Source organism: Microbacterium sp. (assembly GCF_041909575.1).
GTDB lineage: Bacteria > Actinomycetota > Actinomycetes > Actinomycetales > Microbacteriaceae > Microbacterium.
In genome coordinates this window covers 14,458-35,636 of sequence record NZ_JAYRDE010000002.1, presented here as the reverse complement: position 1 = coordinate 35,636, position 21,179 = coordinate 14,458, and the positions used below count along the sequence as shown (strand labels likewise).

At 72.8% G+C, this 21,179-nt stretch carries 21 protein-coding genes; 5 read left to right on the top strand and 16 right to left on the bottom strand.

The annotated features are described in order from the left end of the window. Positions 1-2: 2 nt before the first annotated feature. The 14 genes from ACE3O1_RS00575 to ACE3O1_RS00510 form a co-directional block, all read right to left on the bottom strand. Positions 3-2,033, bottom strand: coding sequence for an NAD(P)-binding protein (locus ACE3O1_RS00575; protein ID WP_374311359.1), 2,031 nt, complete (start codon positions 2,031-2,033; stop codon positions 3-5). 178 nt (positions 2,034-2,211) lie between these two features. Beyond that, positions 2,212-3,372, bottom strand: coding sequence for a cystathionine gamma-synthase (locus ACE3O1_RS00570; protein WP_374311357.1), 1,161 nt, complete (start codon positions 3,370-3,372; stop codon positions 2,212-2,214). Continuing rightward, positions 3,369-4,406: a PLP-dependent cysteine synthase family protein gene (locus tag ACE3O1_RS00565; RefSeq protein ID WP_374311355.1), complete on the bottom strand. Its 1,038-nt coding sequence runs from the start codon at positions 4,404-4,406 to the stop codon at positions 3,369-3,371. The genes ACE3O1_RS00570 and ACE3O1_RS00565 overlap by 4 nt, the downstream gene beginning before the upstream one ends. 151 nt (positions 4,407-4,557) lie before the next feature. Next, on the bottom strand, positions 4,558-5,142 hold the full coding sequence (gene msuE, locus ACE3O1_RS00560) for an FMN reductase (RefSeq protein ID WP_374311353.1): 585 nt from the start codon (positions 5,140-5,142) through the stop codon (positions 4,558-4,560). Next, the gene (locus ACE3O1_RS00555; protein WP_374311351.1) at positions 5,139-5,765 is read right to left on the bottom strand and encodes an alkylhydroperoxidase domain protein; all 627 of its coding nucleotides are present in this window, start codon (positions 5,763-5,765) and stop codon (positions 5,139-5,141) included. Before ACE3O1_RS00555 ends, msuE begins: the two co-directional genes overlap by 4 nt. After that, the gene (locus ACE3O1_RS00550) at positions 5,762-6,385 is read right to left on the bottom strand and encodes a CMD domain protein (RefSeq protein ID WP_374311349.1); all 624 of its coding nucleotides are present in this window, start codon (positions 6,383-6,385) and stop codon (positions 5,762-5,764) included. The genes ACE3O1_RS00555 and ACE3O1_RS00550 overlap by 4 nt, the downstream gene beginning before the upstream one ends. After that, positions 6,382-7,416 carry a putative FMN-dependent luciferase-like monooxygenase gene (locus tag ACE3O1_RS00545; RefSeq protein ID WP_374311347.1) on the bottom strand — a complete coding sequence of 345 codons (1,035 nt, stop codon included), beginning with the start codon at positions 7,414-7,416 and terminating at the stop codon, positions 6,382-6,384. The genes ACE3O1_RS00550 and ACE3O1_RS00545 overlap by 4 nt, the downstream gene beginning before the upstream one ends. Beyond that, entirely contained in the window at positions 7,413-9,059 is a 1,647-nt protein-coding gene (locus ACE3O1_RS00540; RefSeq protein WP_374311345.1) for a dipeptide ABC transporter ATP-binding protein, read from the bottom strand. The genes ACE3O1_RS00545 and ACE3O1_RS00540 overlap by 4 nt, the downstream gene beginning before the upstream one ends. Next, positions 9,056-10,009: an ABC transporter permease gene (locus ACE3O1_RS00535; protein ID WP_374311343.1), complete on the bottom strand. Its 954-nt coding sequence runs from the start codon at positions 10,007-10,009 to the stop codon at positions 9,056-9,058. The genes ACE3O1_RS00540 and ACE3O1_RS00535 overlap by 4 nt, the downstream gene beginning before the upstream one ends. Next, positions 10,006-10,983 carry an ABC transporter permease gene (locus tag ACE3O1_RS00530; protein ID WP_374311341.1) on the bottom strand — a complete coding sequence of 326 codons (978 nt, stop codon included), beginning with the start codon at positions 10,981-10,983 and terminating at the stop codon, positions 10,006-10,008. Before ACE3O1_RS00530 ends, ACE3O1_RS00535 begins: the two co-directional genes overlap by 4 nt. Positions 10,984-10,997: 14 nt before the next feature. Beyond that, a complete protein-coding gene (locus ACE3O1_RS00525) occupies positions 10,998-12,632 on the bottom strand; it encodes a TIGR04028 family ABC transporter substrate-binding protein (RefSeq protein ID WP_374311339.1) in 1,635 nt (544 codons plus the stop codon). A 294-nt stretch (positions 12,633-12,926) separates the two neighbouring features. Continuing rightward, on the bottom strand, positions 12,927-14,315 hold the full coding sequence (locus ACE3O1_RS00520; RefSeq protein ID WP_374311337.1) for an NtaA/DmoA family FMN-dependent monooxygenase: 1,389 nt from the start codon (positions 14,313-14,315) through the stop codon (positions 12,927-12,929). Next, positions 14,312-15,169 carry a sulfurtransferase gene (locus ACE3O1_RS00515; protein WP_374311335.1) on the bottom strand — a complete coding sequence of 286 codons (858 nt, stop codon included), beginning with the start codon at positions 15,167-15,169 and terminating at the stop codon, positions 14,312-14,314. Before ACE3O1_RS00515 ends, ACE3O1_RS00520 begins: the two co-directional genes overlap by 4 nt. A gap of 124 nt (positions 15,170-15,293) precedes the next feature. Beyond that, the gene (locus ACE3O1_RS00510; RefSeq protein WP_374311333.1) at positions 15,294-15,977 is read right to left on the bottom strand and encodes a potassium channel family protein; all 684 of its coding nucleotides are present in this window, start codon (positions 15,975-15,977) and stop codon (positions 15,294-15,296) included. Between the two features lie 129 nt (positions 15,978-16,106). On the opposite strand from ACE3O1_RS00510, the gene ACE3O1_RS00505 reads away from it, so the two are divergent. Together ACE3O1_RS00505 and ACE3O1_RS00500 are read left to right on the top strand one after the other, a co-directional pair. After that, a complete protein-coding gene (locus ACE3O1_RS00505; RefSeq protein WP_374311331.1) occupies positions 16,107-16,388 on the top strand; it encodes a DUF6412 domain-containing protein in 282 nt (93 codons plus the stop codon). 97 nt (positions 16,389-16,485) lie between these two features. Then, a complete protein-coding gene (locus ACE3O1_RS00500) occupies positions 16,486-17,244 on the top strand; it encodes a YidC/Oxa1 family membrane protein insertase (protein WP_374311329.1) in 759 nt (252 codons plus the stop codon). A gap of 69 nt (positions 17,245-17,313) precedes the next feature. Here the strand turns inward: ACE3O1_RS00500 and ACE3O1_RS00495 are convergent, their stop codons facing one another. Continuing rightward, the gene (locus tag ACE3O1_RS00495) at positions 17,314-17,865 is read right to left on the bottom strand and encodes a potassium channel family protein (protein WP_374311327.1); all 552 of its coding nucleotides are present in this window, start codon (positions 17,863-17,865) and stop codon (positions 17,314-17,316) included. Positions 17,866-18,022: 157 nt separating this feature from the next. Between ACE3O1_RS00495 and ACE3O1_RS00490 the strand changes: the two genes are divergently transcribed. From ACE3O1_RS00490 to panB, 3 genes are read left to right on the top strand one after another with little or no spacing between them, the layout of a single operon-like run. After that, complete coding sequence (locus ACE3O1_RS00490) at positions 18,023-18,775, top strand: DUF2520 domain-containing protein (protein WP_374311325.1); 753 nt, start codon at positions 18,023-18,025, stop codon at positions 18,773-18,775. Then, positions 18,772-19,623 carry a pantoate--beta-alanine ligase gene (panC, locus tag ACE3O1_RS00485; RefSeq protein WP_374311323.1) on the top strand — a complete coding sequence of 284 codons (852 nt, stop codon included), beginning with the start codon at positions 18,772-18,774 and terminating at the stop codon, positions 19,621-19,623. The genes ACE3O1_RS00490 and panC overlap by 4 nt, the downstream gene beginning before the upstream one ends. Beyond that, the gene (gene panB, locus ACE3O1_RS00480) at positions 19,620-20,531 is read left to right on the top strand and encodes a 3-methyl-2-oxobutanoate hydroxymethyltransferase (RefSeq protein ID WP_374311321.1); all 912 of its coding nucleotides are present in this window, start codon (positions 19,620-19,622) and stop codon (positions 20,529-20,531) included. The genes panC and panB overlap by 4 nt, the downstream gene beginning before the upstream one ends. Positions 20,532-20,638: 107 nt before the next feature. On the opposite strand, the gene ACE3O1_RS00475 is transcribed toward panB, so the two are convergent. Beyond that, on the bottom strand, positions 20,639-21,178 hold the full coding sequence (locus ACE3O1_RS00475) for a YaeQ family protein (RefSeq protein ID WP_374311319.1): 540 nt from the start codon (positions 21,176-21,178) through the stop codon (positions 20,639-20,641). Between the last annotated feature and the right edge of the window lies 1 nt (position 21,179).

The window sequence follows — 21,179 nt, the reverse complement described above, 5'->3', positions numbered from 1 at the left end:
GGTCAGCCGCGGACGACGGCGAGGCCGGCGACGTCGTAGGCGAGCTCGACCGCCTCGAAGATCGCGGCGTCGATCGTGCGGGGCGCGAACGCGTCGCCGATCGTGACCACGCGGGGAGCGGCATCCGTCGACCCGGGCAGCTCAACCGACGCGCGCGGCTCGATCGCCACCACGGAGTCGAGGTCGTCCAGCCGCACCCGCTCGCCCGTGAGCGTGTCGCTCGCGTCGAGGAGTCCGGGCGCGACGACGTCGACGAGGGTCGAGGTGCGCCGCCGGAACCCGCCGTGCGCGCCGAGGCGCTCGAGCAGCAGGGGCCGGTCGTAGCCGGCGCCGACGTGCGGGAACACGGTCTCGAACGGCGTGACGAGCTCGAGCTCTTCGACCGCCGCGAGGAGCGCCAGCACGATTCCGGCCGCGTACGCCGTGCCGTCCGCGTCGACGACCGCGATGCGGCGGCCGAGGCGGGCGGGGTCGGCCGCCGCCGAGAAGGCGTCGACCGTGGCGCCCGCGGGGAACCCGCCGCGGTAGGCGCCGCCGAGGGCGAGCGAGGTCGTCGCGGGCGCGATCGCACCCGTCGCGAGCACGACGCCGTCCACCCCGGCGGCGCGCAGGTCGTCGGCGGTGGCCGTCACCCCGAGCCGCACGTCGACACCCGACGTCGCGAGATCGCGCACGAGGTCGTCGACGAGCAGCCCGACGCTCTCCCGGCCAGGCACGCGCCGTGCCAGCTGCAGCTGTCCGCCGAGCTCGGCGCCGCGCTCGAGCAGGGTGACGTCGTGCCCGTCCGACGCGAGTTCCACGGCGGCCCGCATCCCGGCAGGGCCGCCGCCCACGACGATCCACCGCTGCGGAGTCTGGGCGCGCGGACGGTCCGGACGCTCGCTCTCCCGCCCGGCGAGCGGGTTCACCGTGCACGACATGGGGAGTCCGCGGCTGCCGCGGCCGAGGCATCCCTGATTCAGGCGAATGCAATGGCGGATGCCGCTCCCCGCCGCCTGCGGATCGCCGAGCAGCTTGCGCCCGAGGTCGGGATCGGCGATCTGCGCCCGGGTGAGCGCGACCATGTCGGCGATGCCGGAGGCGACGACCTCCTCCGCCTCCTCGACCGAACGCGCGGCGCCGACGCCGAACACGGCGACGTCGGGGTTCGCGGCCTTGACCGCGGCCACGTCTTCTCGCAGCCAGGCGTAGGGCATCGGCGATGACGGGAAGACGTAGTGGACGTTGTGATATCCGCCCGCGGCGAGGTCGAGGAAGTCGATCCGCGCCTCCGCCCGAAGCCGCGCGATGACCTCGAGCATCGCCGGGCCATCGAGGCCTTCGGGATGGAACTCGTTCGCGACGATGCGGATGCCGACCGGGTAGTCCTCGCCCACACGATCGCGGACGGCGCGCAGCACCTCGCGCGGGAATCGCGTGCGGCCCTCGAGATCTCCGCCGTACGCGTCCGCGCGGGCGTTGTAGAGGGGCGAGAGGAACTGGTGCAGGAGATAGCCGTGCGCCATGTGGATCTCGACCCCGTCGAAGCCGCCGTCGCGGGCGTGCTCGGCCGAGATCGCCCAGCCCTCGACGACCGCCCGGATGTCGGCGGAGTCCATGGCCCGTGTCGCGTGGGCGGTGGACGGGGACAGTATGCGTGATGGGGAATACACCGTGCCGGGACCGTCCGGACGGTCGGGCTGCGCCTGCGCGCCGTGGTGGTTGAGCTGCACGATGACGCGGGCTCCGGCATCCCGGATCGCCTCGGTCATGCGGCGGCTCGCGGGAACCGACTCCGGGCGGAACGCGTCCTGGAAGCCACGGATCGAGCCGGAGGGATGAACGAAGTGGTTGCCGGCGACGAACAGCCCGCACCCGCCGCGCGCACGGCGCACGAAGTAGGCGGTCTCGCGATCGGACTCGACCCGGTCGGAGTACTGCTTCGAGTGCGCCGTCTGCATGATGCGGTTGGGCACCGTCACCCCGCCGATCCGCAGCGGGGCGGCGAGCACCGAACCCGCTGTCGGGACCGCTGTACCGTGCTGCGCGCTCATCCTCCGAGACTACGAGCACCCGGGTGTCGGCGGGCGCCGGGCGCATAAATCCTGCACTTTGCGCGGGTGCAGCGACGTCCCCCGCGTGATTCCGGGCCCGCCGGTCGCGGCGGCACGGAAAGTGCAGGAGTTATGCGCCGTGCGGGCGCGAGACCCGGCGGGGGCCGGCACGGGGGGGTCAGACCCGGGCGAGAGCGCGGTCGAGGTCGGCGAGGAGGTCGTCGATGCTCTCGATCCCGACCGAGAGGCGCACGAGCTCCTCGGGGACGGCCAGGTCGGTGCCCCGCACGGAGGCGTGGGTCATCTCGTCGGGGTAGTTCATGAGGGACTCGACGCCGCCCAGCGACTCCGCCAGCTGGAACAGCCGCGTCGACTCCGCGAAACGACGAGCGGATGCCGCGTCCCCGAGCTCCGCCGAGACGATTCCGCCGAACGCCCGCATCTGGCGCGCGGCCAGCTCGTGGCCGGGGTGGCTGGGCAGGCCGGGGTAGTGCACGCGGGCGACCTTCGGGTGGCGCTCCAGGAACTCGGCGACGGCCTGCGCGTTCTCGCTGTGGCGCTGCATGCGCAGAGCGAGGGTCTTGATGCCGCGCGTCGTGAGCCAGGCATCCAGGGGGCCTGAGACGGCTCCGGCGGCGAACTGCAGGAACTTCACCTTCTCGAAGAGGGCGTCGTCGTCGAGCACGAGCGCGCCGCCGACCACGTCGGAGTGACCGCCGAGGTACTTCGTGGTGGAGTGGACGATCACGTCCGCACCGAGGGCCAGCGGCTGCTGGAGGGCGGGCGACGCGAACGTGTTGTCCACGACGACCAGGGCTCCGGCGTCGTGGCCCAGCCGCACGAGACCGGCGACGTCGGTGATGTGCAGCAGCGGGTTGCTCGGCGTCTCGACCCACACGATGCGGGCGGGCCGCTCGCGCAGGGCGGCCTCCACGGCGCCCAGATCGCGCATGTCGACCACGCGGACTCCGACGCCCCAGGGGCCCAGGATGCGGGCGATCAGCCGGTAGGTGCCGCCGTAGACGTCGTCGCCGAGCAGCACCTCGTCGCCGGGGGCGAGCACCGCGCGCAGGAGCGCATCCTCGGCCGCGAGTCCCGACGCGAAAGACAGGCCGTGCGCCCCGCCCTCGAGCGCGGCCAGCTGCGTCTCCAGCGCGGTGCGTGTGGGGTTGCCGCTGCGTCCATACTCGTAGCCCTCACGGAGCCCGCCGATGCCGTCCTGGGCATACGTCGTCGAGAAGTGCACCGGCGGGATGACCGCGCCGGTCGTCGGGTCGAAGGTCTGCCCCGCGTGCACGGCTCGGGTGTCGAAGCCTCGGAGGTCGGTCGGGTCGCTCATGCGCGGGGTCCTTCGGGTCGGTCGGCGGAGGTGTCGCGGTCGGCGGAGGTGTCGCGGTCGGCGGCGCCGGGGTCGTCGTCGACGTCGAACCCGCGCTCGCGCATCCAGTCGTCGTCGTAGATCTTGCTGAGGTAGCCGCGGCCGTGGTCGGGCAGCAGCACGACGACCACTGCGTCTGCGGGAAGGCCGCGGGCGACGCGGAGCGCACCGACGACCGCCATCCCGCTCGAGCCGCCGACGAAGAGGCCCTCCTCACGGGCGAGCCTCCGGGTCATGGCGAAGGACTCGGCATCCGTCACCCGCTCGTAGGCGTGAACGACGTCCGGGTCGTAGGTCTCAGGCCAGAAGTCCTCGCCCACGCCCTCGACGAGGTAGCCGTGCACCGGTCCGCCGGAGTAGATCGAGCCCTCGGGATCCACCCCGATCACCTGAACGGCGTCGTGCGACACCTCGCGCAGGTAGCGGCCGGTGCCGGTGATCGTCCCCCCCGTGCCGATACCGGCGACGAAGTGCGTCACGCGGCCGTCGGTGTCGCGCCAGATCTCGGGGCCGGTGGTCTCGTAGTGACCGCGCGGCCCGTTCTGGTTCGCGAACTGGTTCGGCTTGAACGCGCCGGGGATCTCACGGGCCAGGCGGTCGGACACGCCGTAGTACGAGCGCGGGTCGTCGGGCGGGACGTTCGTCGGAGTCATCACGACCTCGGCCCCGTAGGCCCGGAGCACCGCGACCTTCTCGCCCGCGAACTTGTCGGGCACCACGAAGATCATGCGGTAGCCGCGCGCGAGGGCGACGAGTGCGAGGCCGACGCCGGTGTTGCCGCTGGTCGGCTCGACGATCGTGCCTCCGGGCTTCAGCAGCCCGTCGCGCTCCGCGGCGTCGATGATGTTGCGGGCGATGCGGTCCTTGGCGGAGCTGCCCGGATTGAAGTACTCGACCTTCGCGAGCACCGTGGCGGAGATGCCCTCGGTGACGCGGGTGAGCTGGACGAGAGGGGTGTTGCCGACGAGATCGGCCACGCTTCTGGCGTAACGCACGGATGTGTCCTCGGTGTCGCCGCGCGGTGGCGCGGAGGGAGCTGTCGGGGTCGCGGAGGTGTGCCGGGGCACTCAGCGACAACAGCGACAGGTCAACACGGGGACGAGTCTAGCCCGACGTCCGCTCAGCCGTCACCGATCCGTCGGCCGCTCACCACGTGGCGACATACTCGGACGGCCGAAGCCGCGCCGACTGCTCGATGAGCGGCAGCGACCGCCCGACCGCCTGCGCGACCCGGCGCCGCACGTCGGCCGAGACCAGTTCGCGCGCCTCGAAATCGCCGTCCGACGCGTAGACCCCCATCGGCAGGGTCAGCGCCTGGAAGAACCCGAACAGCGGGCGCAGCTGATGCTCGAGGATGAGCGCGTGGCGCTCCCCGCCGCCGGTCGCCGCCAGCAGCACGGGCGTGCCGACCAGTTCGTACTGCCCGACGAAGTCGAACAGGTGCTTGAACAGGCCCGTGAACGACGCGCGGTAGACGGGGCTCCCCGCGACGAGCAGGTCGGCCGACTCGATGCGCTGGAGGGCGAGCTCCACCTCGGGCGCCACGTCGTCGCGGCGCAGGGCACCAGCGAACGACGGGCCCAGCGCGGCCACCTCGATCAGCTCGGTCTGCGCGTCGACGCGTGCCGCCACCTCGTCGAGGGTCGCGCGCACCAGCGCGGGCGTGCGCGACCGCGCGTGCAGCGATCCCGACACGCCGACCACCCGCAGCGGTCGCGCCGCGTCGGTCACGGCGTCTCCGCGGCGGGCGCGACGGGGCGGCCGATCGAGAGCATCAGGCGATTGGCCCAGTTGAAGAACGCGGCGCCGTGGATGACGTCCGAGATCTCGAGGTCGTCCAGACCCGCGGCCCGCAGCCGCTCGACATGCACCGCGTCGAACGCGATCGGGGTCGCCGTGAGCGCCGCGGCAGCCGCGACGATCGCGTCCCACCGCTCGCCGAGCTCGGCCGAGATGCCCTCGTCGAGCAGCAGGTCCACGAGGTCGGCCCGCTTCGAGTAGTGCGCGGCGAACCGGGCGTGCACCGACGCGCAGAAGACGCAGCCGTTGACACGGGAGGCCGCGGCCGCGGCGAGCTCCCGCTCAGCTCGAGGCAGTCCCTCGCCGACGTTGTAGAAGATGTCCTTGTCGACGAGGGTGCGCGCCCGCAGGATCTCGGGGTCGCGCACGAGCAGCCGGAAGTAGTCGCTGGACGCCCGTGAGCGATCGACGAGCCCGGCGTGGTGACGCTCGGTGAGCTCGTCCTCGGGGAACGGCTCCAGCCACGGCACCCACCCGACCTCGGCGCGCGTGAACGCGTGCGGGTGGGGAGCGTCGTAGACGTAGGTGCGGGCGTCGGTCGTGGTGCCGGTCATGCCGGGACCTCCTCGAGGGCGGGAGCGGATGCCTCGGACAGCACGCGCAGGCCGGCGGCCACGCGCTGCTGGAAGGCGAGGAACGAGACGAGCTGGGACAGCGTGACGATGCCGTCGACGCTCCAGCCGGCGTCGAGCAGCCGGTCGAGGGCGGCGGCACCGGACTCGCGGGGACGCGCGGTGAGCAGGTGCGCGTGGGCGAGGGCAGCGGTGAGCCGCTCTCCCAGCGCGTCGCGGGCGGCGAGCGCCGGCTCGTAGCGGCGGCCGTCGGTGCTCTCGCCGCGGAGTCCCTCCTCGGCGTACGTGCCGAACGGCCCGGCGGTGGCGGCGGCGGATGCCTCGGCGGCGACGATGGCGGCGCGCGAGGCATCCGCTTCCGCAGCGAGCGCGGCGTAGTGCGCGGCTGTCGCGTCGTCGGCAGTGGCCCGCGTCGCGAAGGCGGCGACGAGCAGGCGCTCGGTGAGCGCGAACTCGCTGTCGTCGAGCGGGGCGAACAGGGCGTCGGAGCTCGCCTGCAGCTGCTCGCGCGTCACCGGACGCCGCCGGCGCAGGTGGAAGACGTCGTCGTCGGCGCGAAGGCCGGCGAGCCGGTCCACCGTGTCGAGGGTGGGGGTGGTCATGCGTTCTCCTTTCCGAGAGAGCTGAGAGAGGCGTCACGGGTGGTCCAGCCGAGGGCGGGTGCGACCTCGCTCGCGAAGAGCTCGATCGACCGCAGCACGTAGTCATGCGGCGCATCGACCGAGTGCACCTGGAAGGCGACTTCCGTCGCGCGGCTGAGCGTGGTGTCGGCGGCGAGCGACTCGGCGACCTCCTCGGGAGTCCCGAGGTGCGTGTCGAGGGCGGCGATGAGCTCGTCGAGCGTGACGCCCGGGATCGTCTGCCCGGCGCGGCGGAACCCCTCCGCGGCCCGGCGCAGCCCGACCTCCGCGAACCGCAGCGCGTCGGCGCGGTCGTCGGCGACGAAGACGGTGCGCGACGCCGTGACGCGCGGCGCGACACCGCGCGGGAGGGCGTCGAGGTACGCGTCCACGATCGGGTCCTGCAGCCGGGAGAGCGGCGCGTGGAGGGCATCGGCGGGCCGCGGCTGCGTGCGGGAGAGCAGCAGACCGTGACCGTGCGCGCCCGCCCGCGTGCCGCCCGGTGCCGAGAACGTGGCCTGCCACACCCGTTCGGCGAGGGACGAGGCATCCGGATACAGCGTGTTGCCGCCGCCGATCTCGCGACCCTCCAGGGCGTCGAGCAGCACGGCCAGCTTGCGGTCGTACACCGCCGCCTTGTCGGCGACGTGCTGGCCGAACGGCGCGAACGACGACGGCGTGCCGCCGCTGCCGAGTCCGAGGTCGACCCGGCCGCCGGTCAGCAGATCGGCGACCGCGGCGTCTTCGGCCACGCGGACCGGATCCTCGAGGGTGAGCGTGATCACGCCCGTGCCGAGGCGGATCTCGCTCGTGGCCGCCGCCGCGTGCGCGAGGAAGACGAACGGCGACGGGAGTCCGCCCTCCGCCGCGCGGAAGTGGTGCTGCGCGACCCAGGCGCGCTGGATGCCGAAGCGCTCGGCGTGACGCACCTGGTCGGTCGCGAGCCGGTAGCGCTCGGCCGCGGGGGCATCGTCGAGCAGGCGCGTGAAGAACGCGAGGGTGGGGGCGGTCATGCGGCGACCTCCGATCGTCCGGGCACGGCTGCCAGCAGCTCGCGCGTGTAGTCGTGGGCGGGGCTGGTGAAGATGTCCTCGGTGGTGCCGGCCTCGACCACGCGCCCGCGCCGGAGCACCGACACCGTGTGGCTGAGGCGGCGGACCACCGCGAGGTCGTGCGAGATGAACAGGTATGTGAGGCCCAGCTCCTGCTGCAGCGACTCGAGGAGCTCCAGGATGCGGGCCTGCACCGTGACGTCGAGGGCGGACACCGCCTCGTCGAGCACCACCACGTCGGGGTCGATCGCGAGGGCGCGGGCGATCGCGACGCGCTGCCGCTGCCCGCCGGAGAGCTCGCGCGGCGAGCGGTCGATGACGTCCGCGGGCAGTGCGACCCGGTCCAGCAGCGACGCCGCGCGCTCCCGGCGCGACACCCGCGCACCCTCCCGGAAGTTGTGCAGCGGCTCGGCGACGATCGCCCCGACGGTCTGCCGCGGGTCGAGCGACGAGAACGGGTTCTGGTACACCAGCTGGATGCGCCGGCGCAGCTCCCGGAGGGCCGAGCCCCGCAGCCCCGCGATGTCGGCGCCGTCGAGCTCGATGCGCCCAGCGTCCGGGTGCAGGAACCGAGTGACCAGGCGCGCGGTGGTGGTCTTGCCTGATCCCGACTCGCCGACGAGCGCGTGGGTCGTGCCGCGGCGGACGCGGAACGACACGTCGTCGACCGCGCGGAACGCCTCCCCGCGGCGCGCGGCGAAGTCCTTCACCAGGCCCTCCGCGACGATGGCGTAAGGCTGCTCGGCGGCCGCGGCCGCGGCATCCCGAAGGAACAGCGGCGCCGCCGGACGGCGGAACCCCTCGGTCGCAAGGGAGGGGGCGTCGGCGAGCAGCTGACGCGTGTACGCGTCGGACGGGGCCGCCAGGATGCCGGAGCTCGGCCCCTGCTCGACGATCACGCCGTCCTTCAGCACCACGATCCGCTGCGCCCGGTCGGCCGCGACGCCGAGGTCGTGGGTGACGAGCAGCACCGACGTCCCCTCCTCGCGCCGGAGGTCGTCGATGAGGTCGAGGATGCGCCGCTGCACCGTGGCGTCGAGGGCGCTCGTCGGCTCGTCGGCGATGATCAGCCGCGGACGCAGGGCGATCGCGATCGCGATGAGCACGCGCTGCCGCATGCCGCCGGACAGCTCGTGGGGGTACTGCCGCGCCCGCAGCGCCGGGTCGTCGAGGCCCACGCGCTCGAGCAGCTCGAGCACCCGCCCGCGAACGCCGGCGCGGTCGCGCTCCCTGCCGGACGTGCCCCGGTGGAGGCGCAGGATCTCGCCCACCTGCACGCCGATCGGGCGCACCGGATCCAGCGACGCGCCCGGATCCTGCGGCACGAGCCCGATCTGCACGCCGCGCACGCTCTGCAGGCGCTTCGGCGACCAGCCGGAGATGTCGACCCCGGCGAGCGAGATCGTTCCGCCGTCCACACGGCCGCCCTCGGGCAGAAGGCCCAGGAGCGCATGCGCGGTCGTCGACTTCCCCGAGCCGGACTCGCCCACCAGGGCGACGACCTCGCCCTCGGCGACGTCGAAGCCGACGCCGTGGACGACCTCCCGGCGACCGGTCCGGGTCGCGTACGAGACGCGCAGGTCTTCGATGCCGAGCACGCTCATCGCGGCCCCCTTCCGATGGACTGGCTGATCCGATTCGCGCTGAGCACGACGATGACCACGACGAGACCCGGGAGCGTCGTGAGCCACCACGCGGTGGCGACGTAGTTGCGTCCCTCCGCGATGAGCAGGCCCCACTCGGGCGTCGGCGGCGGTGCGCCGTAGCCGAGGAAGCCGAGCGTCGAGATGGCGAGGATCGCGGCGCCGAACTGCAGCGCGGCCAGTCCGATCACCGCAGTGAGCGAGTTCGGCAGCACGTGTCGCGCGAGCACCGATGCGAAGGTCCCGCCGCTGCCGAACGCCGCCTCGACGTAGTCGGTTCGCCGCACCCGCACCACCTCTGATCGCGAGAGCCGGGCGAAGGAGGCGATGCTGCCGACACCGACCGCGATCGCGGCGTTCACGGTGCCGAAGCCGAGCAGGATGATGATCGACAGCGACAGCAGCAGGCCGGGGATCGACAGGAGCACGTCGACGACCCGCATCAGGATGTCGTCGAGCACGCCGCCGACCGCGCCCGCGACGACGCCGATCAGCGTGCCGGCGGCGAGGCCCACGGTGACGGCGATCAGCGCACCCGAGAGGGAATGGATCGCCCCGTGGACGACCCGCGCGTACAGATCGCGGCCGATCGCGTCGGTGCCGAACCAGTGCGCCGCGCTGGGCGGCAGGAGCTTGTCGGCCGGCACGCCCTCGATCGGGTTCTGCGTGGTGAACAGGCCGGGGACGATCGCCCACAGCACGGCGACCGCAACCACGATGATCGCGAGGACGAGCGTCCAGGACGGGCGGCGCCCCACCGCGAACAGGCGCGCGGCGTTCGAGCGGCGCTCCGGCTGGGCGGCGGGCGCGCCGGCGTCGCGGGCGAGCGGGTCGACGACGGTGCCGGATGCCTCGTCCCCCGCCGCGCGGGCGGTGTGGGCGACGTCCGGGGGAATCACGGGAGCACTCATGCGGTCGCCTCCACGGGGGTCGGGACGGTCTCGGTGCGCGCGGCCCGGGCGGTTCGGCGCAGGCGGGGGTCGAGCACCGGGTAGAGCAGGTCGACGGCGAGGTTCACCACGACGAAGGTGAAGGCCGCGAGCACGACGATCCCCTGCAGCACCGGGATGTCCTGGTTCGCGACGGCCTGCTCGGTCACCCGTCCGAGCCCGGCGCGGCCGAAGACGGTCTCGGTGACCACCGCGCCGCCGATCAGCTCGCCGAACAGCACGCCGGCGATCGTGAGCGTCGGCAGGATCGCGTTGCGCGCCACGGAGCGCCACAGCACCCACGACGGCGATGCGCCCTTGGCGCGGACGACGGTGACGAACGGCTGCAGCTGCACGTCGTCGATGCTGCGGACGAGGATCTGCGCGAGCGGCGCCGAGATCGGCACCGCGAGCGTGATCACCGGCAGGATCAGGCCGGCCACGGGGTCGGCGCCGACGATCGGCACCCACCCCAGGCCGAACGAGAACACCTGGATGAGCAGGATGCCGAGCCAGAACACCGGCACCGAGACGAACACCCCCGGCAGCGACCGCAGTGCGGACCGCAGCCACGCGAACGGCGTGAGCGTGGACAGGAACGCGATCGTGATGGCGATGACCGCGGCGAGCACGAATCCGAGCCCCGCGAGGGCGGCCGTCGCGGGCAGCGCCTCGGCGATCAGCTCGAGCACGCCCGTGCCGTACTGGGTCGAGTAGCCGAAGTCGCCCTGCAGGTAGCCCGTCAGCGTGGCCCAGTACTGCTCCCACCACGACGAGTCGGCGCCGTACGCGACGCGGATCTGCTCGATCTGCTCGGCGTTCAGCCCCAGCGAGGGGTCGTCGTACTTGATCAGGATCGCGTCTCCCGGCAGCAGCTGCAGGAGGATGAAGGTGGCCGTGAAGGCCGCGACCAGAACGATCGCGGCCTGCCCGGCGCGTCTCAGCGCGTAGCGCATGTCGGCTCGACCGCCTACTGCTTCTCGAGCCAGACGTCGTAGAAGAGCGGCCGCGCGACCGACTCGAACTCGACGCCGTGGACGTAGGGAGCGGTGCCGTACACCTGCGGCTCCTCGAAGAGCGGGATGACGTACGCCTGCTCGGCGAGGTAGTCCTGCACCGCCTGCGACGCCGCGATGCGCTCGTCGGGATCGGGCGTGGACGCGACGACCTCGAGGAGGCGGTCGAGCTCCGCGTCATCCGACAGCAGCACGTTGCGGTTCTTCGTGTGGTACTGGCTCTTGATGACGTCGAGGTCCGCGCGACCGACCATCGAGTGGTACAGCGGCGTCTTGAGCGGGTCGGTGATGTCCTCGGCGTAGGTTCCGGCATCCGCTGCCTTCACGTTCAGCTCGACGCCGACCTCCTTGAGCTGCTGCGCGACGAGCTCGAGCGTCTGCTTCGAGAGCGGCTGGGGCGCGGCCTCGTAGACGGTGAGCGACAGCCGCTCGCCGTCCTTCTCGCGGATGCCGTCGCCGCCGACCGTCCAGCCCGCCTCGTCGAGCAGCGCGGCCGACGTCTCGGGGTCGTGCGCGTAGTGCGAGGACTCGTCCTTGTAGCCGACGGCCGACGAGCTGAGTGCGGAGGTGGCGACCGGGTAGTTCTCGGTGAAGATCGTGTCGACGACCTCCTGCGCGTCGACCGCCGCGACGAGCGCCTGGCGCACGCGGATGTCGCTGAGCAGCGGATTCGTGAACCGCAGGCTGAGAGCGTTGTTGACACCGCGCGTCTGCGGTGCGTGCACGTCGAACCCGGCCGCCGCCACGCGCTCCTCGTCGAAGGCCTGCACGTAGCGGATGTAGTCCGCCTGGCCGGCGAGCAGCGAGCCGATGCGGACGCTGTCCTCGGGGGTCACGATGAGGTGGATCTCGTCGAGGTAGGCCCGACCCTGGTGGTCGAAGCTCGGCGGCGCCCAGTCGTAGTCCTCGCGCGCCTCGAGGGTGAGCTCGGTGCCGAGCTTCTCGTCGGTGATGACGAAGGGCCCGGAGCCGACGATGTCGGTCGCGTTGCCGGCGCCGAACTCCTCGAGCGTGAGATCCAGCGTGTCCGGCGAGAGAAGACCGGAGTTGATGGTCGACGTAGCCTGCAGGAAGCCGGGCGCCGGGGCCGAGAAGCGGAACGTCACGGTGTCGTCGTCGATGACCTCGCTCGAGGCGTAGTTGTTGATCGCCTCCGAGACGGTGAGTCCCAGGTCGGCGTTGCCGAGCCCGTAGGTGTCGAGGTTCTTCGCCACCGCCGCGGCGTCCAGCGGGGTGCCGTCCGAGAACGTGACGTCGTCGCGCAGGTCGAAGGTGTACTCGGTCGCGTCCTCGTTCACCGTCCACTCGGTGGCAACCCACGGCTCGATCTCGAGCGTCTCGGGGTTCTGCCACGTCAGGCGGGCGGCGATGTTGTTGACGAGTCCGCCGTTGGGGTAGAAGCCGGCCTGGGGCGGGTAGAGGTTCGTGTACGTCTGGTGCTCGAGATAGGTGAGCGTGCCTCCGGTGACGGGATCGCCGGCGGCGGCCTGCGGGTCGCTCGAGGCCGCGCCGGAGGCGCAGGCGGTGAGCGAGGCCGCGACGGCGACCGCGACGACGCCGGCCAGGGCGCGTGCTGCGGGACGGGACATGGGTACTCCTCGGGTGGGTTTCGGACGCCTGGTGCGGCGGGAAGGTGTGGCCACGCTACGGACGCCGCGAAGGCTCCCGCTCGGCCCGGTGTCACCGCCCGTCACCTCTCGCACCGGGGCGTCACGTCGGTTCACGCGGCGTAACACACCGGTCGCGGGCCCGCGCAGAATGACGGAGATGTGCGAGATCACGGATGCCGCCGGGCTGAGGCATCCGTGATTCTGCACATCTCCGCGATTCGGCGCACGGTGCGGGGTCTGGTGGCCTCGCCCTGAGGGTCAGCTGAGGGGAGCTCAGGCGACGGCGGCGGGCGCGTGCGCCGGGCGCGGCGCGGCGAGCGAGAGGCGCTCGCGGAGGGTCTCGCCGCTGCGGCCCAGCAGGCCGCGGCGGCGCAGCTCGGGCGCGGCGAGGGCCGTGAAGGCCTCGAACTGCGCCGGCTGGAAGGCGGAGAGCACGTTGAACCCGTCGGCCGCGCCCGCGTCGCGCCAGCGTTCGAAGTGGTCGGCGATGACCGCCGGACCTCCGACGACGAACGCGGCCGGCACGGCGTGCGCGGCGATGAGGTGCCGCCACGTCAGATCGCGTCCGGCCGCGAGCCCGGTGCGATCCTGCACGAGGCGCAGCGTGGTCGCACCGGCTTCGGCGAACCGCCGCGCCGTCTCGGCCGGCACCCGGTCGTCCACCGCCGCGACGCGCGCCGGGTCGTCCGGTGCCACGCCGACCGCATCCAGGAACGAGCCGAGCGACCGGTTCGCGGGGAAGGCTTCGCGCCCGGCGTGGCCACCGCCGTCGTCGATCGGCACGAGCAGCAGCAGGCGTTCGACGATCGCACGGGCCGCAGCATCCGTCTCCGCCACCACCGGCAGCACGGGCACCACGACCTTCAGCTCGTCGGGATCGCGACCGGATGCCTCGGCGAGGCCGCGCAGCTCGGTCCGGGCTGACACGGCGGAGCCCAGATCGGGCGCGGCGATGAGGGCGAGGTCGGCCTCGGTCGCCGCCAGCGCGCGCGAGCGCGGCGACGTCCCGGCGTGCACGAGCGGCAGGTGGCCCTGGGGCGGGCGCGCGACGTTGAGCGGCCCTTCGACGCGCACGTGCTCTCCGGCGAACCCCGCGGGACGCAGCCGCTCGGGGTCGATGAGCACGCCGGCGGCGGCATCCGCGATCCAGGCGCCCTCGCCCCACGACTCCCACAGCAGCCGCAGCGCACGCACGAACTCCTCGGCGCGGTCGTAGCGGGCGGGGTTGTCGGCGTGTGCGTCGCGCCCGTGGTTGGCGGCGGCGCGCGGCTCGGCGCCCGTGACGAGGTTCACTCCCGCGCGGCCGCCCGTGAGGACGTCGAGGGATGCCGTGGCCCGCGCCGTCGCGTACGGGTCGGCGTAGGTGGAGTTCACGGTCGCGATGAGCCCGATGCGCTCGGTGACCCCCGCGAGGTACAGCACGGCGCTCACCGGGTCGATCCGGGCCAGCAGGTACGGATCGCGGAACTCGAGGTCCGGACCCGTGGCGAGCCAGTCGCCGAAGAAGAGGTAGTCCAGGCCCGCATCCTCGCCGAGCCGCGCGATCCGGCGGAGCACGGCGGCATCCCCCTGCGGATCGGCGTGCGCCCCCGGGTGCCGCCAGCCGGACGGATAGGCGCCGATCGTGCGGACCATCGCGCCGACGATGAGCGGCTCGGTCACAGCCGCGTGACCTCCGCCGCGGGCGTCTGCCCGACGGCGACCAGGCGCCCGCGGGAGTGGGACCACTGGCTCCACGATCCGGGGTAGACGGTGACGTGGATGCCCGCGATGGCGCCGGCCAGCGCCGTGTGCGATGCGGCGATGCCCGACCCGCAGTAGGCCGCGACCGCGACGCCGTCGGCGACGCCGGCCGCGGCGAACTCCGCGCGGATCTCCTCGGGTGATCGGAACCGCCCGGCGACGAGATGCGACGTCGTCGGCAGGTTGACCGCGCCCGGGATGTGGCCGGCGACGGGATCGAGCGGCTCAGCGTCGCCCCGATAGCGCTCGGGCGCCCGCACGTCGAGGAGCACCCCTTTCCACGGCCAGTCCTCGACCTCGTCGATGTCGACCACGCCGCCGGTGATCTCGTGCAGCACGACGTCGCCGCGGCGGGGCAGCACGTCGCCGGTCTCCAGCGGCAGGCGCTCGGTCAGCCAGCCGCGCAGGCCGCCGTCGAGCACCCTCACGTCGGCGAGGCCGGACCGCGTCAGCACCCACCACGCGCGCGCGGCGGCGACCGAATGCAGGTCGTCGTAGGCCACGACGGTGTCGCCGTCATTCACTCCCCAGCGGCGGGCGGCCTCCTGCAGCTGCTCGCGCGGCGGGAGCGGATGCCGCCCCTGGCGCGGGTCGTCGCGCCGGGCGAGCTCGCGGTCGAGGTCGACGTACACGGCACCCGGCAGATGCCCGTCGAGGTAGGCCGGCCGCCCTTCGGGCACGTCGAGACGCCAGCGCACGTCGAGCAGCCGGACGGGGCGATGCTCGCGCAGCAGATGGGAGAGCTCCAGGGGCGTGATGAGCGGGGAGGCCATGCGCCCATGCTCATGCCGTCCGCGAGCGCGCGGAACCGTCCCGTGTCATCCGCCGCGACGCGACGTCACACGCCGTGATGCGACGCAACACGGCGTCACGCGGGAATGATGCGGCGCAGCATCCTCACTCCGCCTCGGCCGCGACGGCCTTGTCGCGCTTGCGCGGCGCCAGGAACAGGTTCGCCAGGTAGCCGGTGAAGGTGCCGAAGATGCCGACGCCGGTCACGATCACGACCGTCCCCGCCAGCCGGCCCGCGTCGGTGACGGGGAACTGGTCGCCGTAGCCGACCGTGGAGATCGTCACGATGACGTACCAGAGCGCATCCGATGCCGATGTGATGTTGGCGCCCGGGGCGTACTGCTCGATGCGCAGGATCACGAGACTGCCGAACTCCAGCACGAGGATGCCCATGAGCAGCAGCACCAGCAGGGCGCTGTTCGCGCGGTCCCGCACGATCGTGTTCCACACGGCGCGGATGCCGAGCTGGCGGAGGAGGCGCGTGACGCGCACCAGGCGGAACACCCGCAGGATCTTCGCCTGCGGGAACGGCAGACTCGCCAGCAGATCCGCCCAGCCGAAGTGCCGGAAGAAGTAGGCGCTCGCCGACGGTGCCGTGAAGATCCGGTAGAGGAAGTCGCCCAGGAAGATCGCGCTGAAGAGCACGTTCATCACGGTGAGGATCTGCTGCAGCCCGGGATCTCGCACGAAGGCGTAGACAAGGACGAGGTTGAAGATCGAGAGCACCGACAGCACGCCGATGAAGATCTCGTAGGCGGTGTTCTTGAGTTCGGAGCGAGGTGCGGACATGCCTGGATTGTGGCACCGCGGCCATCGCCGTCCGGGGGTGATCTTCAACGGGAGCGGATGCTGCGACCTGTCGCCGCATCATGCGCCCGGTGTTAGCGTGAGCGTGGATCCCGACGAGAGGCGGTGGCCGTGACCGAGTCGATCGGCATCGTGCTGCGCCTCCTGCTCGAGGTGCTGGCCGGCGTGGCGATCCGCGAGCCGAGCGCGCTGGCGTTCGCCGCTGCCGCGGTCGCGGTCGTCGCGGTCCTCGCCATCACCCTCACCCTGGTCGACCTGCCGGTGTCTGCGGCGGGGTCGGCGGCGCACCCCCTGCGTGCGATCGACGTCTCGGTGCGGCTCACGCAGAGCCATCCGGATGCTCCGGGCCACTCGCGTCCGCGAGCCCCCGGCGCGGCGGCTCCGGCCGCCTGACCCGAGTCCGCCCCCGCCCGTCCGCGGGCGCAGTTCGGCGCACCCGGTGCTGTCGCGGCCCTCCGCCGCCACCAGACACCGACCGAACGGACTTCCCATGGACATCTACGCCTTCCCCCCTGTCGCGGCGATCCTCGATGCCGCCTATTCCGGACTCCTCCTGCTCACCGACCTGCTCGAACCTCTCGCCGGAGAGGCCGCGGCCGCGGCATCCGTCATCCTCCTGACCCTGCTGGTGCGCGCGGCGCTCGTCCCCGCCGGGGTCGCGCAGGCCAAGGCGGAGCAGAACCGCAGCCGCCTCGCCCCGCGCCTGCGCGAGCTGCAGCGACGCCACGCCCGTGACCGCGAGCGGCTGCAGCGCGAGACGATGAAGCTCTACGCCGACGAAGGGGTCTCGCCGTTCGCCGGGTGCCTGCCGATGCTCGCGCAGGCGCCCGTGCTCGGCGTGGTCTACGCGCTGTTCGCATTCGCCGCCATCGCCGGCCATCCCAACGCTCTGCTCGCGCAGGACCTCGCCGGGGTGCCGCTGGGCACCGGCTTCGCCGTCGCGGTCGCCGGCGGCACGGCGAGCGCCGCGACCTTCGCGGTGTTCGGGGTGCTCATCGCCGTGATCGTCATCACGGCCGAGATCACGCGCCGCCGGTTCCGCCCCGCACCCGGTGCGGATGCCTCGCCGGTGGCCGATGCCTCGCCCCTGGCGGGAGCGACCGGCCGGCTCGTCGGCGCGCTGCAGTTCACGACCGCCGTGGTGGCGCTGTTCGTGCCGCTCGCCGCCGCGCTGTACCTCGCGACCACCGTCGTATGGACGCTCCTGCAGCGCCTGATCCTGCGACGCCGGTACCCGCTCGCGACCTGACTCCGCCGAGAGCGCGGAGATCACCGCTTTCCGCGCGCGCGGAAAGCGGTGATCCGTGCTCTCTCGGCGTCAGCTCTCGACCGGCTCGTCGGGCTTGTCGCCGCGGCCGTGCTTCACGGCCATCGTGAGCAGGCGCACCCCCCCGCCCAGCAGGATGAGGGTCAGGACCATCTGGATCGTGACGATCACGCGTGCGGTGTTGCTCACCGCGGTGATGTCGCCGAATCCGACGGTCGCGAACACCGTGACGGTGAAGTACAGGGCGTCCATGCGGGTCAGCGGCTGCGTGAAGGCGGACGCGTCGTTGTGGACCATGAGGAAGTAGATCGCGGCGAACACCAGGAGGTACAGCGGGGCGATCACCGCCAGCGCCTCGATCGCTCGCAGCCCCGGCTCTGCGGACCGGATGATCGCGATCACCTGCCACACTGACACGCCGACCAGGATGCCGCCGGCCACGACGAACGCGAGAGCCACTGGGAGGGCGTCGAACCACTCGAGGGGGATCACGAAGTAGAGCGTGACGAGGACGACGGCGGAGATGAGGGCGCGCAGCAGTCCCCAGGCGACGACGCGGCGGCGCTGGGACCGGCTCAGCCGTTCGATCGGGGGCTCGCTCATCGGGCACTCCTTCCGTGGAGTCAACGTTGGCGCGCGCGGGCCCGAACCGGCATCACCCACGCCGAGTGACCTGCCACCCGGCGCACTCCGGTTTCCGTGCGGAGCGTCGCGGGTGGGATACTCGTCGGGTGCCGCAGCCCTTCCGCGGACCACGACCATGAGCATCCCGGATCCCCGCACCGTCGCGCGCATCAGCGTCGTGGGACCGGGCCGCGTCGGTCGGGCCGCCGCCCTCGCTCTCGCCGCCGCCGGGTACGCGGTGGCCGGGCCCTTCGGCCGCGGCGAGCCCGTCGCACCCGCCGACGTGGTGCTGCTGTGCGTACCCGACCGGGAAATCGCCGCGACCGCCGGGACCCTTCGCGCCCGCACCCCCCTGCTCGGGCACACGTCGGGCGCGACCCCCGTGGCCGGCAGCGGCGTCGATTTCAGCATCCACCCGCTGCGCTCGTTCGCCGGCGCCGAGGGGGCGGATGCCTTCACCGGCGTGGGCTGCGCGGTCGCGGGAACCTCGCCCGAGGCGCTCGCGCTGGCCGTCGAGCTCGCCGAATCGATCGGCGGCCGCCCGTTCGAGGTGACCGACGAACAGCGCGCGGGCTATCACGCGGCGGCATCCATCGCCTCGAACTTCCTGGTGACGCTCGAAGCCGCCGCCGAGCGGGTGGCTGCGGCATCCGGCCTCCCCGCCGGCTTCCGCGCACACCTGGCGCCGCTCGTGCGCGGAACGGTCGAGAACTGGGCCGAGCGCGGGCCCCGCGCGGCACTGACCGGCCCGATCGCCCGCGGCGACGAGGCCACCGTCGCGCTCCAGCGCGACGCGATCGCGACGCACGCACCCGAGCTCCTCGCGCTGTTCGACGAGCTGGCAGAGCGCACCCGCGCGCTGGCGCGCACCGAGGAGCTCCCGGCATGAGAATCGTCCGCACCGTCGCCGAGGTCCGCGCCGCCGTGCGCGACGCGCGCTCGCTCGGCGCCACGATCGGCCTCGTGCCGACGATGGGCGCCCTGCACGACGGTCATCTGTCGCTCGTCCGCGCCGCGCGGGCGGCGAACGATCTCGTGGTGATGTCGCTGTTCGTCAATCCGACGCAGTTCGGGCCGAGCGAGGACCTCGCCGCGTACCCGCGGGACGAGGAGCGCGATGCCCGGCTGGCCGAGGAGGCCGGCGTCGACGTGCTCTTCGCCCCCGGGGTGGCCGAGGTCTACCCGGACGGATTCTCGACGTCTATCCACATCGCGGGCATCACCGACGTGCTCGACGGCGCCGCGCGGGGAGCCGGCCACTTCGACGGCGTCGCCACCGTCGTGACCAAGCTCTTCCAGATGGTCGCGCCCGACGACGCCTACTTCGGCCAGAAGGATGCGCAGCAGGTGCTCGTGATCCGGCGCCTCGTGCGCGACCTCGACATGCCGGTGCGCATCGTCGCGTGCCCCACCGTCCGGGAGGCCGACGGCCTGGCGATGAGCTCGCGCAACGTCTACCTCGACCCGGACGCCCGTCAGCAGGCGACCGCGCTCAACCGCGCGCTGGACGCGGCGGAGCGCGCGGTGGCAGAGGGACGAACGGATGCCGCAGCCGTGCTGAGCGCGGCATCCGCTGTCCTCTCCGGCGCGGGGATCGAGCCCGAGTATCTCGAACTGCGCTCGCCCGACGACCTTCGCGAGCTCGACCGCGTCGAGGGCGCCGCACTCCTGGCTGTCGCCGCCCGCGTCGGACCTGCGAGACTGATCGACAACCGCATCCTGGAGGCCGCGCCATGAGCACAGGACCGCTGACCCCCGCCGCGCCCGCGTCGCGGCCCCGCATGACGTTCGGCGGGCTCGCCGCACTCAAGGCGAACCGCGAGCCGATCGTCATGGTGACCGCGTACGACTACCCGAGTGCCCAGATCGCCGAGGCGGCCGGGGTCGACATGGTGCTCGTCGGCGACTCGGCCGCGATGACCGTGCTCGGGCACGAGAGCACCGTCCCCGTCACGGTCGACGAGATGATCATGCTCACCGCCGCCGTGCGCCGCGGTCTCACCACCCCGCTCCTCGTCGCCGACCTGCCGTTCGGCTCGTACGAGGGATCGGACGAGCAGGCCGTCGCCACCGCCCAGCGGTTCATCAAGACGACCGGATGCGACGCCGTCAAGATCGAGCGCGGCGGCTCATCGGTCGACCGCGCCCGCGCGATCGTCGCGGCCGGCATCCCGGTGATGGGCCACGTCGGCCTCACCCCGCAGACGGCGGCGACCATCGGCGGGTATCGTGCGCAGGGCCGCACCGCCGAAGAGGCGGTCGCGCTGTGCGAGAGCGCGGTGGCGCTGCAGGATGCCGGATGCTTCGCCATCGTCTTCGAGGCGATCCCATCCGCCGTCACCGAGGCGGTCATGCCGCGCCTGGAGGTGCCCGTCATCGGGATCGGCGCGGGACCCGCGGCCGACGGGCAGGTGCTCGTGTTCCACGACCTGCTCGGCATCTACGACGGCCACGCGGCGCGCTTCGTGAAGCGCTATGCCGACGTGCGGTCCGCGATGCTCGCCGGAGTCACCGCGTACGCCGACGAGGTGCGCACGCGCGCCTATCCGCAGCCCGAGCACGGGTACGGTATGCCGGCGGAGGAGGCAGCCCGCCTGCGGGCGATCCTCGACTCCAGCGCGCCCCCTCGGGCGCGGCGCGCCTGACCCCGCCCCTCAGTCCCGGGTTTGGGGCGCAGCCCGTCCGTTGGGGCGCACAGATCGCGCCCCGAGGATCGGAACGCGCCCCAATCCCAGAGATCCTGGGGACCGGATCAGGTGGGGCGGTGCTCGTGCACGGCGGTGCTCAGCGAGGTGCCGTTGAGGTCGAGGTAGAGCTCGCGCTCCGTCACCGACAGGGTCATGGTGTTGCGGCGGTCGATGGCGGCGACGGCGGCATCCACGAATCCCGGGTCGAACGAGTGCACGCGGATCGCGCCGGCGTCGTGGATGCGCTTGCCCTCCCACGGCGCCATCACCTTCGCGGGATCGCGGTGGGTGTAGACGACGGTCCGGTCGGCGAGCTTGCTGCCGTAGTGCAGGCGCTCGGCGTCGGGCGCGCCGACCTCGATCCACGCGGTGATCCGCCCCGTCAGATCCCGCACCAGGACCGCGGGCTCGTCGGTCGCCGAGACGCCCTCGGTGAAGACGATCCCCTCCTCGTACTCGAGGCAGTACGCGAGGACGCGCGTGAGCATGAAGGCGCCGGTCTCGGACGGATGCCGCGCCACGCGCAGCGCGAGCTCTTCGTACACGCCCCGATCGACGTCGGCTAGCTGGACCGTGAAAGTGTGGATCGTCGCTCCGAGCGCCATG

Coding starts and splice junctions, on each gene's coding strand:
- ACE3O1_RS00510 (WP_374311333.1), bottom strand. CDS start 15,977: ATGTCCGCACCTCGCTCCGAACTCAAGAACACCGCCTACGAGATCTTC.
- ACE3O1_RS00540 (WP_374311345.1), bottom strand. CDS start 9,059: ATGAGCGTGCTCGGCATCGAAGACCTGCGCGTCTCGTACGCGACCCGG.
- ACE3O1_RS00555 (WP_374311351.1), bottom strand. CDS start 5,765: ATGACCGGCACCACGACCGACGCCCGCACCTACGTCTACGACGCTCCC.
- ACE3O1_RS00530 (WP_374311341.1), bottom strand. CDS start 10,983: ATGCGCTACGCGCTGAGACGCGCCGGGCAGGCCGCGATCGTTCTGGTC.
- ACE3O1_RS00515 (WP_374311335.1), bottom strand. CDS start 15,169: ATGGCCTCCCCGCTCATCACGCCCCTGGAGCTCTCCCATCTGCTGCGC.
- ACE3O1_RS00500 (WP_374311329.1), top strand. CDS start 16,486: ATGGACATCTACGCCTTCCCCCCTGTCGCGGCGATCCTCGATGCCGCC.
- ACE3O1_RS00490 (WP_374311325.1), top strand. CDS start 18,023: ATGAGCATCCCGGATCCCCGCACCGTCGCGCGCATCAGCGTCGTGGGA.
- ACE3O1_RS00475 (WP_374311319.1), bottom strand. CDS start 21,178: ATGGCGCTCGGAGCGACGATCCACACTTTCACGGTCCAGCTAGCCGAC.
- ACE3O1_RS00575 (WP_374311359.1), bottom strand. CDS start 2,033: ATGAGCGCGCAGCACGGTACAGCGGTCCCGACAGCGGGTTCGGTGCTC.
- ACE3O1_RS00495 (WP_374311327.1), bottom strand. CDS start 17,865: ATGAGCGAGCCCCCGATCGAACGGCTGAGCCGGTCCCAGCGCCGCCGC.
- ACE3O1_RS00525 (WP_374311339.1), bottom strand. CDS start 12,632: ATGTCCCGTCCCGCAGCACGCGCCCTGGCCGGCGTCGTCGCGGTCGCC.
- ACE3O1_RS00570 (WP_374311357.1), bottom strand. CDS start 3,372: ATGAGCGACCCGACCGACCTCCGAGGCTTCGACACCCGAGCCGTGCAC.
- panB (WP_374311321.1), top strand. CDS start 19,620: ATGAGCACAGGACCGCTGACCCCCGCCGCGCCCGCGTCGCGGCCCCGC.
- ACE3O1_RS00550 (WP_374311349.1), bottom strand. CDS start 6,385: ATGACCACCCCCACCCTCGACACGGTGGACCGGCTCGCCGGCCTTCGC.
- panC (WP_374311323.1), top strand. CDS start 18,772: ATGAGAATCGTCCGCACCGTCGCCGAGGTCCGCGCCGCCGTGCGCGAC.
- ACE3O1_RS00535 (WP_374311343.1), bottom strand. CDS start 10,009: ATGAGTGCTCCCGTGATTCCCCCGGACGTCGCCCACACCGCCCGCGCG.
- ACE3O1_RS00545 (WP_374311347.1), bottom strand. CDS start 7,416: ATGACCGCCCCCACCCTCGCGTTCTTCACGCGCCTGCTCGACGATGCC.